At 39.1% G+C, this 12,247-nt stretch carries 12 protein-coding genes; 5 read left to right on the forward strand and 7 right to left on the reverse strand.

Annotated elements, in window-relative coordinates; all coding sequences use genetic code 11:
• Positions 1–89: 89 nt before the first annotated feature.
• A complete protein-coding gene (locus tag ACOMC3_RS05515) occupies positions 90–1,094 on the reverse strand; it encodes a hypothetical protein (protein WP_420318529.1) in 1,005 nt (334 codons plus the stop codon).
• Between the two features lie 38 nt (positions 1,095–1,132).
• On the opposite strand from ACOMC3_RS05515, the gene ACOMC3_RS05520 reads away from it, so the two are divergent.
• Positions 1,133–1,765, forward strand: a complete 633-nt coding sequence (locus ACOMC3_RS05520; RefSeq protein ID WP_420318530.1) for a hypothetical protein — start codon at positions 1,133–1,135, stop codon at positions 1,763–1,765.
• On the opposite strand, the gene ACOMC3_RS05525 is transcribed toward ACOMC3_RS05520, so the two are convergent.
• From ACOMC3_RS05525 to ACOMC3_RS05540, 4 genes are all read right to left on the reverse strand, one after another.
• A complete protein-coding gene (locus ACOMC3_RS05525) occupies positions 1,766–2,536 on the reverse strand; it encodes a patatin-like phospholipase family protein (RefSeq protein WP_420318531.1) in 771 nt (256 codons plus the stop codon).
• Between the two features lie 163 nt (positions 2,537–2,699).
• Positions 2,700–3,992, reverse strand: a complete 1,293-nt coding sequence (locus ACOMC3_RS05530) for an amidohydrolase family protein (protein ID WP_420318532.1) — start codon at positions 3,990–3,992, stop codon at positions 2,700–2,702.
• 6 nt (positions 3,993–3,998) lie between these two features.
• Positions 3,999–5,351 carry an amidohydrolase family protein gene (locus ACOMC3_RS05535; RefSeq protein WP_420318533.1) on the reverse strand — a complete coding sequence of 451 codons (1,353 nt, stop codon included), beginning with the start codon at positions 5,349–5,351 and terminating at the stop codon, positions 3,999–4,001.
• Positions 5,352–5,357: 6 nt separating this feature from the next.
• A complete protein-coding gene (locus ACOMC3_RS05540) occupies positions 5,358–7,070 on the reverse strand; it encodes an amidohydrolase family protein (protein ID WP_420318534.1) in 1,713 nt (570 codons plus the stop codon).
• Between the two features lie 117 nt (positions 7,071–7,187).
• Here ACOMC3_RS05540 and bshB1 point away from each other — a divergent pair, with 117 nt between their 5' ends.
• Both bshB1 and ACOMC3_RS05550 read left to right on the forward strand, forming a co-directional pair.
• The gene (gene bshB1, locus ACOMC3_RS05545; RefSeq protein ID WP_420318535.1) at positions 7,188–7,904 is read left to right on the forward strand and encodes a bacillithiol biosynthesis deacetylase BshB1; all 717 of its coding nucleotides are present in this window, start codon (positions 7,188–7,190) and stop codon (positions 7,902–7,904) included.
• Between the two features lie 24 nt (positions 7,905–7,928).
• Positions 7,929–9,173: a carbohydrate porin gene (locus ACOMC3_RS05550; protein WP_420318536.1), complete on the forward strand. Its 1,245-nt coding sequence runs from the start codon at positions 7,929–7,931 to the stop codon at positions 9,171–9,173.
• Here the strand turns inward: ACOMC3_RS05550 and ACOMC3_RS05555 are convergent.
• On the reverse strand, positions 9,170–10,357 hold the full coding sequence (locus tag ACOMC3_RS05555; RefSeq protein ID WP_420318537.1) for a glycosyltransferase: 1,188 nt from the start codon (positions 10,355–10,357) through the stop codon (positions 9,170–9,172). The two genes, ACOMC3_RS05550 and ACOMC3_RS05555, sit on opposite strands and share 4 nt — an antisense overlap.
• Positions 10,357–10,998 (reverse strand): pyridoxamine 5'-phosphate oxidase, encoded by a 642-nt coding sequence (gene pdxH, locus ACOMC3_RS05560; protein ID WP_420318538.1) that lies wholly within the window; start codon positions 10,996–10,998, stop codon positions 10,357–10,359. The genes ACOMC3_RS05555 and pdxH overlap by 1 nt, the downstream gene beginning before the upstream one ends.
• A gap of 67 nt (positions 10,999–11,065) precedes the next feature.
• Between pdxH and ACOMC3_RS05565 the strand changes: the two genes are divergently transcribed.
• Both ACOMC3_RS05565 and ACOMC3_RS05570 read left to right on the forward strand, forming a co-directional pair.
• Entirely contained in the window at positions 11,066–11,650 is a 585-nt protein-coding gene (locus ACOMC3_RS05565) for a tRNA-(ms[2]io[6]A)-hydroxylase (protein ID WP_420318539.1), read from the forward strand.
• A 1-nt stretch (position 11,651) separates the two neighbouring features.
• On the forward strand, positions 11,652–12,230 hold the full coding sequence (locus ACOMC3_RS05570; RefSeq protein WP_420318540.1) for a YqgE/AlgH family protein: 579 nt from the start codon (positions 11,652–11,654) through the stop codon (positions 12,228–12,230).
• Positions 12,231–12,247 lie beyond the last annotated feature (17 nt).

Here is a 12,247-nt window from a genome sequence, read left to right on the forward strand (position 1 = left end):
TATTTAACTTAATATAACATATAAACAAAGGATTTCAGTTTAAATAGCTTTAAGCTATTTGCATAAGTTTTATTTACTAGTCTAAAGTGCTAATTAAAAGGAATCTTCAACAATCCAGCATTGCCTGTAGCTACGTATACGTCATTTGATCCAATAGCAATGGAGGTTGGAATACTGCCATTAGTTTCTAATGGTTGCTGAGAGATAATTATAGGATTATCTGGATCTGATAAATCAACTTGCAGTAATACAGGATTAGATTCTTGATATCCAGTGATGTACGCATCATTACCATTAACAGCTATTGCATTTGCATTTATTCCAATACTAAACGTTGAAGATGATTCAAATACATAGTTATTAGCCAACCGAATGATTGTAAGCCCTCCACCATGAGCCACTAGTAATTGATCTTCATAAATAGTAGTTTGTATGGGGAAGCCTATTGGTGTGGTAACTCCTTCCGTAAAACCGGCTGCCTCAATACCTAATTCTGATATTACAGATGGAATTTCCAGATCATCTCCAATTAGAAGAGACATGACACCAAATCTTTCAATATCCAGACCAATACCAAAATCAGTAGAGATAAATGCTGCCTGACCATCAGATGATAAAAGAACATCAGGATGACCTCTGTCTCTGCCAAATGAAATAGAGTTTGATAATGCTCCAGAAGATGAATACCTGAAACGGTTCAAAAAGGTAGTTCCTCCAGCTATAACCAGGTTTCCGTTTCGGGCTGAAATACCGTTAAAAGGCCCACCTTCAACGGGGATAGGAGGGGTTACCAATTCAGCCTCACCATTTACGAATAAATAAACGGCCACAAAATCCCTATTTCTTGAATCCAAAACAAAGATTAAGTCATCTGTAAAAGCAAAATCATCGATGCTGTTCATACCTCGAGGTGGAAAAATTTGTTCAAGAATTTCGCCTGTATTTTCGTTGGAAATAACTAGTCCTCCTTCACCGTAGGCGACCATTAATAAATCATCGACCACCTGAACCATACCTGGAGAATGATTGGGCACTGTGTATTCTTCAGTGCAACCAACTAAAACCAGCATTATGATTATCATCAGCTTTTGCATTGATCAAAGATATTTGTTTAAGAAAGAATTTATGTGTCTTGAGAACGACTCGATATATCAAATTACATGTAATAGATTTGAATATGCTTAAATGGGTTTCATTATCAGTTGCTCTACTCATTTCATTTATTGGATATAGTCAAGGGCTGTCATCTGCTGGACTTAATTTCATAAAGCTCGATCAGGAAGACGAGTTTATCGTTTCACCACATGCTAAATGGGAGAAAAACAATCATGCCTGGAGCATTGGCCCAAGTATACTCTACTCTTTTGGTGATCAATTGGAAGAACGTGAAAAGTTGAAATTTACTGGGGTAGCGGCAAGCTATGAACACTATCTACATGGGAGTGAAGAGAAGTGGAATTTGTTCCACTCATTTGACTTTGTAATTCAACGTATTAAGGATACTCAGGAATCCCAATATTTCGAACCGGAATCAAACACTCTGGTCCCCAATAAAATAGAGCAAATTGATAATAGTTTGTTTCTTTCTGCTAATGCAGGAGTCTTACTGAATTTGAGTCAAAAACTAGCTTTAACTCAATCAATAGGGATAGGAGCCCACGCGGTGTTCAGAAAAACAGAATCAACTATTGATTCTTTCAATGATACATTTTTGGATCAAAAGTGGTTGTTAAAGACTGGTCTGAATTACAAAATAGGGAATTGATTAATTCAGATCAATATCCATCTCCTTTACGTAATCATATCCAATATCAAAGATTTCCTGTGCATGTTTGGTATCCATAATATCATAGTCACACAAGGCAGGTGGCTCTATGAATAGATCACATTGTTTTTCTAATTCAGCATTGCTGGGATTTACTGCCAATTGAAACATTCTGGTTGATACTTGAATCAAACTTGTTAGCTCTTCTACTTTCTGAATTGGACTTATGCTTACTCCAATGACCTTTTTGCAAGCCTTCTTTAGTGGTTTTACTGGAACATTGTCAAATATGCCTCCATCTGAATAGAGCTTCCCATTTAGCTTAACCGGACTAAATAGAACAGGAATAGAAGCTGATGCTTGAACAATATCAGCAAGTGGACCTTCAGTTAGGTACTCCGGTTTACCGTCAAGCATATTGCTGACACATATCACCAATGGGATTTCTAAATCTTCAAGTTTCTCAGTGGATATTTTTTTTAATAACCGAGACTTCATTTTAGAAGAACTAAGTAGACCCGTTTTTGGGATGTTAAATTCTGATATGGCCGTGAATTTATAATCTTTGATGAAATCAAATGCTTCCTTTGGGGAATGGCCTGCAGCTATAAATGCCCCTGCAATAGCTCCTGCACTAACGCCTGCAATAGCATCTGGTTTGATTCCCTTTTCTTCGAGGGCTTGAAGAATTCCAAGATGTGCAAAACCACGTGCACCACCCCCACCTAAGGCAATGCCAATCTCATATTTATCTTTCTCTGATTTGAACATATTCGTAAAATAGAAATTGAAAATGAGATATGTAACAGGTAATTAAGAAATATGTAAAATCAATTGTTTCACTCTATTGTATGATCAACTTTAAATCACACAAAGGAGATAAAAAAAAGCCTCCTAGCAATTAGAAGGCCTTAGTTAGATATTTTAATCAAATTTATTTTTCTACTCCAGGAGCTCTATTCAGATATTCATCATAAAGCTGAGTATGGCGGCTAACCATCGGTATTTTCCAACCATCTATGAACACATATTTTACTTGTGTTTTTGTCTCAAACGGGTCTCCAGTTGTCACAAATAGATTTGCAACTTTCCCTTTTTCAAGTGAACCGTACTTATCAGCTACACCAAATAGTTCAGCCGGGACAATGGTAATCGCTTTCAATGCCTCTTCTTTACCCATTCCGTATGTTGCGGCAAATCCGGCATGATAAGGAAGGTTTCTTACATTTTCAACCTCATTGGTTCTGATGGCTACCATAACACCAGCTTTCTGCATAGTTCCAGCATTGGCATAAGGTTGATCATATCTATCATAACTTCGGGTTGGATTTCTCAAAACTGGGCCTGTTATTACAGGTACATTAGCTTTGGCAATTTCTTCAGCCACTCTCCATCCTTCAGATACTCCACATAAAATTACATCAGCACCCTTTTTATCAATCCACTCAAGTGCAGCTTTGATGTCATTAGCTGAATTTACATTTACTAAAAGTTTCATCTCTCCTCTGACTACAGGAAGTAATGCTTCCATTTCAGGATAGTAAGGTTGATCTTTTCCTCCTGTTGCTGAGTCAATTTTGTGATATTGAACTGCCTTTTCCCAAACCTCATTCAACTGCTTCAATGCTTTATCTGCAGCTTTTTTGATGTCCTCATCTGATCGTCGATCCCATCTGCCTCTTCGGCCTGTTGCTGGAAAGTTTAACACAACTCCCTTAAATCCAGCATACATCTGATCAGGTGTATAGCCATGTAAGTTGATCAAAGCCGCTGTTCCCGGGAATAATCCTCCTGAGGGCATTGTAAGGGCAGTGGTAACACCGCTAACTCTGGTTACCGGATGGATAACTGAACTAGGATTAACTGCTGTTAACGCCTGGATGTGAGGGATAACTTCGCCAATTTCATTGTTATCTCTAGTACGATCAACAGCGCTTACTTCCACCAATCCAATTTGAGTACCGCCATCAATCATGCCTGGATATATGGTCATTCCTGTGCAATCAATAGTTTTAGCTCCTTGAGGTACAGTAACGCTGGCACCAATATCGGTAATCATTCCATTTGCAATGATCAAGGTGCCATTTTGAATCGTTCCATTAGTAACTGTTTCTATGGTTGCATTAGTTAATGCAAAAGTGCCAGTCTCTGCACTTGGTATTTGACCCAATGCGATCGTCGCTATTAAGGCAATGCAACCTGTAAGTATATTTTTAAAATGCTTCATGATATCTTATTTATCAGTGAATAAAAATTCCGTATTGGCCATGCACCGATCATGATCTTCTTTTTCCCAGAAGGTTACATCAATCTTCTCTTCAGGATCAGGATAAATTCGCATGTCTGCAGGATCATTTTCTCTATCAAAGCGAACGACTCCATCAACAATGGTGATCATTGGAATGGCATAAATAGAAAGCGGATGATTGTGGAAGATGGCTACATCCCCTTCTTTGCCTTCCTCTAGAGAACCAACACGATCTGAAATTCCCAATTGCTTAGCTGGATTAATGGTTATCAGTGAAAGCGCTTCATCATCTGTCAATCCACCATACTTCTGCGTTTTAGCAGCTTCATGATAAAGGTGCCTGATTAGTTCACCCGAATCTGAATTGATTGAAGTGGTTACTCCATTCTTAGTAAGAATTGCAGCATTGTATGCCGTACTATAGTAAACTTCGAATTTGTAAGCCCACCAATCCGCGAATACCGAAGCGCCAGCACCAAATTTTGCCAGTTCAGGCGCTACTTTGAACCCCTCGTTTACATGTTGGAAGACAAGCTTGTCAATTCCAAAATCCTCACAAACCTGCATAAGCATGTATATCTCATCTGCTCGATAGGAGTGGCAATGAATGATGATGTTGCCTTTTAAGATATCCGCAAGAGTTTCCAGGCGAAGGTCGTATTGAGGAGCTTTTCCTTTAAACCCTTTTTTGCTCTTGTTGGCATTGTATTCATCCCACGCTTCCATGTATTCTTTAGCCTGCTGGAAGGAGCTTCTGATGACATGTTCTACGCCCATTCTAGTTCTAGGTTGAATTCCATTACCTGCTCCATGAACACGCGTCGGATTTTCGCCTAATGCAAACTTGATCGTACGAGGTGCACCTGCCATTCGCATCTTGTCAGGATCAATTTCTCCATATCGAAATTTGACTGTCTCACATTGTCCACCGATAGCGTTTGCTGATCCATGCATAGCGTGTGCTGCTGTAACCCCACCAGCCAAGGCTTGATAAATGCCAACATCCAATGGATCCAACGCATCGCCAACCCAGACTTCTGCTGTAACTGGATTAGTGGCTTCATTCACCGCATCCAATGCAAGGTGAGAATGAGCATCAATTATTCCAGGCATGACAAACATACCTGCAGCATCTATGGTTTTAGCACCGCTTGGGGCATTTAAACCTTGCCCGATCTTAGAGATTTTACCGTCTCGAATCAAGACATCTGTATTATTTAGTGTACCATTGGTCACGGTCAATACTGTTCCATTTTTTATCAGCACACTGCCTTTTTCCTGAGCTATTGCAATGACAATAACCAGAAGAAATGTGATATATATATTTAATCTTTTCATGTCATATTAATTTTCTGGTTCTCTTGATCCTTCCATAGGAAAGCTTCCAAATTCAGGAACAGAAAGTGTCCCTTCAAAGGTGTCTCCATCAATGTCCATACTGATATCTATAGTAATATCTTGTCCGACATTGGTCTGGAATGAAAAAGTAACATTGTTGCCATCTACTACAATCTCATTCAAATCATTGGTGCTTTCATTGAAACTCATTGTGATTGTACCACTATAATCACCTGGCGAGCCAGTTATTGTAATGGTTCCGCTTCCATTACCTTGCGGAGTTTCAGTTGTATAGCTCCACACACCTGATGCATCGGCAGCTTCACCTCCATTACTCTTTTTATTTTTCTTCTTTTTTACCTCATAATCGTATTTGATTCCATCGACAAATACATATCGAACGTTGGCATCTTTGGTGAAATACGCTGTATCTGAAACTACCAGATTGGCCATTTTCCCAACTTCTACAGTCCCCATAGTATTGGATACTCCCAGAATACTTGCCGGAGTTGTCGTTAAGGCAGCCAATGCCTGATCGGCTGAAAGACCATTTTCCATCACCTTTAGAAGATTCGATTTAAAATCTTTTGATTTTACATCCATTGTTGAGATTCCAAATTTCACACCATTTCTTTGGAATGCTCCAGCTTGAGTATAGTACTTTTTGATCATCTCCATTTGCCGCTCCTTCAATGCTTTTTCCTCCTCTTCTTCAGGCGTAAGCTTCTCATCTTCCAACTCTGCATCTTCTTCCTCTGTATCTTCTTCTTTTGATTCTTCTTCTTTCCATTCTGGTAGATCTAAAGAAAGAAAGACAGATGATCCGGATCCTTGTATGGTTGGAATTGCATCCCAGCCTTGCTTCACTTCACCGAGCATTAGATTAAATCCTAGATCTCTCTTTAATGCCATCACACGCATGATGTCTTTTACATCCTCTGCTTTGAACATTACCGGCATTTGCTTTGAAACTACAGGATATAATGCTTCTAGCGTAGCATCTACTTCAGGACGCTCCATTCCATTTGGATTGCTATTGTATCTATTTTGGTAGGCTTGTGCTTGACTTGCTTTTCTATACAGGTCGCGATACTTGGCCATTACTCCAATTACCGTATTAGGGTAAACACCACTTGCACCGGATAGTTGAGAGAACATACTTGATTGATCTTTTACGACCATACTTTTTCCATTAGCTCCTCCTAGTAAAACAATGGCACCTCTTCCGGCTATCATTCCATTATGAGGTACACTGTGTGAAGCTGTAAATCCTAGTTTTCGAAAATCTGCAACAGACTTTTCTTCTGGATTAAGCATATCTCTAGTCAAAGCGCCTGGAGTAATTCCAGCTCTTTCATACGAAGGATTCCCTGTTAGTTTCCGATCATCTTTTCGATCCTCTTCTTTGGGTTTTGCTACTCCAATGTTAGAAAGTCCGCTGATGAATCCAGCATAAACAAACATGGAATCAGCATCTACAATCCAGGCATCAGCCGGTATAGCAATACTTGATCCAACTGCTTTAATAATTCCGTTTTCGATTAAGACAGAGCCATTTTGAATGGTTCTGCCGGGTGCCTGTATAATGGTCGCATTGCGAATTGCATACTTACTTGTTACAGGTTTCAATTCATCGTCCTGAGCCCAACCAATCAACGGGATAATCGCCATCAGAAGGACCACACAAACTGACCTGACTTGGCTGTCGCGTTTTTGCATAGGTTCTATACTTTAGGTTTAAAATGGACAGGGAATTTAGGAAATTATTAGAGTAGCAAAACCAATATTATATGAGTGGTGTTACTTTGCAGCATACGGCTAAAGCAGATATAAATAATGAAACTTGATATACTCGCCATTGTAGCTCACCCAGATGATGTAGAACTATCTTTTGGAGGAACACTTCTAGTTCATCATAAATTGGGTTATAAAACCGGAATTCTGGATTTGACTAAAGGAGAGCTTGGCACTCGAGGTACACCTGAGATTAGAGCCCAGGAGGCAAGTGATGCTGCTGATATTTTAAAACTATCAATGCGTGAAAACCTTGGTTTGGCTGATGGTTTTTTCGAGAATAATAAAGAAAATCAACTGAAGATAGCTGAACAGATTAGAAGGTTTAAGCCTAGAATTGTTATAACGAATTCAATTTATGATAGGCATCCCGATCATACAAGGGGTGCTCAGCTAGTAGAAACTGCATGTTTCATTGCAGGATTGAAAGCTATAGAAACTGAATGGGATGGAAAGAAACAAGATTTCTTCCGACCTGAGAAACTTTACTTCTCAATTCAAAGTACTGCCCATGAACCTGATATACTCGTGGACATATCTGATGTAATGGATGCAAGAAGAGCTGCTATTAATGCTTTCAAGTCTCAATTCTTTGATCCCAGTAGTGATGAACCTGAGACATTTATTAGCTCAGAAGGTTTCATGACCATGTTGGAATCTCGGGCTCGGGAATGGGGCCAAAGAATAGGTGTAGAGTATGCTGAAGGATTTAAGGTGAAACACTTTCTAGGAGTCAAGAGTTTGTTTGATTTGGTGTAAATTCAGTCAATAACTCTTAAGCTGTTGAACAGAACCTTATTTGTCTATCTATATTTTGCCCTTGGAATTGTTTCAACAGTTTCTGCACAACCTGACTCGGAAACAAAGTGGTTAGAGTTTGAAGCAATTTATTCTGCTATGCCCTGGTACAACGCCAGCGGAGGAATTAAAACAGGATTCGTCTATATCGATAATGCCGATATCACAGCTAAAGTCAACTTTGATCAGCTATTTGGACTAAAAGATAACTTGTCGTTATTTATTTATGGGCTAGGCAACAATGGAGACATGGCTTCCGAATACGTGGGGGATTTTCAAATAGCGAGTAATATTGAAGCGCCTCAAGCTTGGAGAATATTTGAATTTTGGATTCAGCATAATATCTTCAATGATCGCGTTTCTTTTTTAGCAGGACTGTATGATTTAAACTCTGAATTTGACGTGCTGAGACCAGGAACTCTGTTTATTAATAGCTCCTTTGGAATAGGAGCCGAGTATGCGCAAAGTGGTCAAAATGGCCCATCAATTTTCCCTATTTCATCATTAGGAATGCGGATTGCAACCTTCATAGGTGATCGAACAAGACTAAGGCTGGTTGTTCTTGATGCGGTACCAGGTGACCCGAATGATTTGACAAGCAATGAAATAAGCATATCAAGGGAACAGGGGGCTTTAATTGCTGGAGAATTATCCATTTATACAAGTAAAGATTTCCATGATGATCAACGGGTTTTCGAGCGATCCTATGAAACAAGAAGGAGAAAAGTGGGTCGACAATTTGATGTGTATAAAAAAGATAAAATCAACATTGGAGGATGGTATTACACCAGTGATTTTTATGAGATAAATAATCAAACTAGAAGTGATCGAGGTAATTATGGGATTTACATCGGTGGACAAAGATATTTCCAATTAAATGATCGAGAAGATTACATCGCTTTGTTTGCTCGGTATGGACTTGCTAATTCCAGATTCAATCGATTAGGTTCTGCGCTTTCAGGTGGATTTGTTATAAGCAATCCGATTTCAAAGGTTGATGATAATTTTGGTTTGGCTTTTTCCTCTGGATTTAATGGAAATAGGTTTCAGGAAATGCAGATTGGTGAAGAAAAAACGGAAACATTTGTAGAGTTTACCTATTCTCTTCCTGTTTCATCATGGTTCTTGTTGCAGCCAGACGTACAGTATGTTATTAACCCATCTACACGGTCTGAGTTGGACAATGCGCTTTCATTTGCTTTGCTTGTTCAGTTTTCATTCAGCAATTAACTATAAAGTCTGTCCAAATACCTCAATTGGATGAGCAAAGAATCTTTAGTGCCCTTAAGAAAGAAATGTTTGTTTCTCAGCCACTCCAATGCTTCTTCTAATTCCACATTTTGGTAGAACTCATCTCTACAGAAATGAACATATTTTAGAATCTTGAATGCGTCAAACCAATGAAAGAAACGTTTAATAAATTGCTCTTTTGAGCTTACCTGAGATTTAAGATCAGACAGTTCTTTTTCCCAGTCATCTCCGATGAAGGTTTTCATGGTCTTTGGTATTTTCCAATCATTCTCCTCCCAAAAGGAATCTACTTTTCTGAAAAACAACCTTAGATCTTCGAAGATATTTGGATGATACACGCTGTATTCCGCTGACGATCCAATGATATCGTTAACAGCCTTACCGGTACCAAATGGCACTCGGTCAGATATTCGATCAGAAGGACGAATAGTTGTAGAATTAATTTCAACAAATCCTCCGTGAGGGATGGTTTTATTTAGGAAATAAAAATCTTCACCGGCCTTTCTGGTGTTCATTCCCCCTACCTTTTCATACATGGATTTTCTCACAGTGATACAAGATCCCAGGGTTTGATGAGCATTAGGAAAACCAGCAAAACGAAGAGCATCTATGTAATACCTCAAGTAAAGTTCATACTCGACAATGGCAGAATGGTTTTCCCGATGAAGCTGATGCTCATAGAAAACGATTCCAGAATTTACTTCAGGGTTGGAATAGGCTTTTTGTATTTCTATCAAATAGTTTTCGTCACACCGGCAATCTGCATCATAACAAATAATCGCACCATCTTTTCCAGATTTATTAAACAGTCTAACAGCTTCATCCATTCCGATTTTTCTAGCAAGACCCACACCTGCTTTTTTTACAGGTAATTTCTTTTGACTGGCAAGTAGTGTGAAATCACATTTGAATCCCTGTAATTCTCGCATTGTTTGCTCATTTGCTTTTCTGATGTCTTCAGACGCACTTTCAGATTCATTTAAAATGATGAGTACAAGAAACTTTTCTGAGGGATACCCACAATCAGCCAGGGATGTTAATGCACCTATAAGATCGGGCTCTTTAAAAGATGGGATTACAACGATCAGTTCAAGATCATTTGGTGGCATAAATTCTGGAAAGAGTTCATCTTGCCAGGCATATCGATCTAAATAAACGGACATCAGGGAGCAAGTCGACTTACATCCCAGTTTTCACCTCCCTGCTGGAAATAGAAACGATCATGTAATCGATTTTTTCGTCCTTGCCAAAATTCGAAGGAATCAGGAATGATCCGATAACCGCCCCAATGATCAGGTAGTGGTATTTTTCCTTCTTTAAATTTCTTTTTCATTTGTTCCAGCTTGGCTTCCAGGATACTGCGTGAAGAGATAACCTCACTCTGATTTGAAACCCATGCACCTAATTGACTCCCCTTGGGCCGAGAGAGAAAATATTTTAAAGATTGCTTGGTCGATACTTTTTCAACTTTTCCTGTGATCGCCACTTGTCGTTCTAACGTGTACCAGGGAAATAAAATAGAAACATGAGGATTTGAATCGATTTGATTGGCTTTTCTGCTTTCATAATTTGTGTAGAAAACAAAGCCGTCTTCGTTGAAAGTTTTCAGCAGTACGGTTCGCTGATAAGGTTGGCCGTTAGAATTCGATGTTGAAAGTACCATTGCCGTTGGCTCGATGATTTCACTATCCAAGGCTTCTTGAAACCATTTTTCAAATTGCTCATATGGGTTCTTCAAAATGGATTCCTCATCCAATTTTGCTTGAATGTATTCTTTACGAATTGAGGCAATATCTTCTCTCATGTTCTGCTTACACCTTACTTTTGAAATTCAACTGTAGCGAAGGTAAAAAGGTTAAAATAAAAGAGCTATGAAGTTTAGAATTGACTTGACAGTAGATTCAAAAAAGGAATGGGTAGATGCTGTAATGAATGACTTTGATTCATTTCTTCAGGATCACGCAGATTGTGAACGTAAAGCTTCGGGAATGGCTCTCAGCCTGGTTGCCAAGTATCCCAACAGGACAGAAATTATCCCGGAACTGATTGATACCTCAGTGGAGGAGCTGGAACATTTCAGAGATGTCTATGAGATAATGCAAAACCGAGGAATACAACTCAATCATGAGATCCCCAAGGACATGTACATGCAAAAATTACTTAAAATATGTCGAGATGGGAGGGAAGAGCGTTTTATGGATCGTTTATTACTTGCCTCTCTTGTAGAAACCAGGGGAGCAGAGCGATTCAGGCTAGTCTATGAAGCATTGGAGGAGGGGGAATTGAAGCAATTTTATCACCGATTATGGGCGTCAGAGGCAAGACATGGTGAAGTGTTTGTAAGAATGGCACTCAATTATTTTGAAGAAGAAGACGTATATCATAGATTGGAAGAAATGAAACAAAAAGAGGGAGTGATCTTAGATGAACTTCCAATTAGACCAGCTTTACATTAAAATGGACTATTTCTCATCAGATAAAATAATAAAGCCAGAAAAAGGAGATTTACTCATTTCTGAACCCTACCTCCCTGATCCCAATTTTGAGAGGACTGTAGTCTTTCTGTGCGAACATGATGAAAATGGAACCTTTGGATTTGTATTGAATAACAAGGCTAATGTGGATCTAAAGGAGGTAATCGATGAAGTAGGTGACTACCCAGCAAAATTATTTGTGGGTGGACCTGTAGAGCATGACACATTACATTTCTTACATCGTGAACAGGAGTTAATATCTTCATCCAGAGAGGTAATAAATGGAGTTTATTGGGGAGGAGACTTCAATAAATTGACAGAAATGATGAATGTTCGGGCAATCCAAACACAAGACATCCGATTTTTTATTGGCTATTCTGGCTGGGCTCCCGGTCAGCTAATGGATGAAATGAAAGCCAAGAGTTGGATCGTGCTAAAACAACCCACGGCAGAAATGATTTTTGATTGGGACAACCAAGACCTATGGAAAGCGTGTCTAAAAACCATGGGCGGTAAATATCGTCTGATGTCTAACTATCCAAAAGATCCCCGTATGAATTAGGGTATTTGGTTAGCTTT

The sequence above is a fragment of the Ekhidna sp. genome, from assembly GCF_965212185.1.
Taxonomy (GTDB): domain Bacteria; phylum Bacteroidota; class Bacteroidia; order Cytophagales; family Cyclobacteriaceae; genus Ekhidna.

Bases quoted from the DNA above. Each gene is read 5' to 3' on its own strand.
- ACOMC3_RS05570 (WP_420318540.1), top strand. From the start codon at position 11,652: ATGGACTATTTCTCATCAGATAAAATAATAAAGCCAGAAAAAGGAGAT.
- pdxH (WP_420318538.1), bottom strand. From the start codon at position 10,998: ATGAGAGAAGATATTGCCTCAATTCGTAAAGAATACATTCAAGCAAAA.
- ACOMC3_RS05525 (WP_420318531.1), bottom strand. From the start codon at position 2,536: ATGTTCAAATCAGAGAAAGATAAATATGAGATTGGCATTGCCTTAGGT.
- ACOMC3_RS05555 (WP_420318537.1), bottom strand. From the start codon at position 10,357: ATGTCCGTTTATTTAGATCGATATGCCTGGCAAGATGAACTCTTTCCA.
- ACOMC3_RS05535 (WP_420318533.1), bottom strand. From the start codon at position 5,351: ATGAAAAGATTAAATATATATATCACATTTCTTCTGGTTATTGTCATT.
- ACOMC3_RS05565 (WP_420318539.1), top strand. From the start codon at position 11,066: ATGAAGTTTAGAATTGACTTGACAGTAGATTCAAAAAAGGAATGGGTA.
- bshB1 (WP_420318535.1), top strand. From the start codon at position 7,188: ATGAAACTTGATATACTCGCCATTGTAGCTCACCCAGATGATGTAGAA.
- ACOMC3_RS05540 (WP_420318534.1), bottom strand. From the start codon at position 7,070: ATGCAAAAACGCGACAGCCAAGTCAGGTCAGTTTGTGTGGTCCTTCTG.
- ACOMC3_RS05530 (WP_420318532.1), bottom strand. From the start codon at position 3,992: ATGAAGCATTTTAAAAATATACTTACAGGTTGCATTGCCTTAATAGCG.
- ACOMC3_RS05515 (WP_420318529.1), bottom strand. From the start codon at position 1,094: ATGCAAAAGCTGATGATAATCATAATGCTGGTTTTAGTTGGTTGCACT.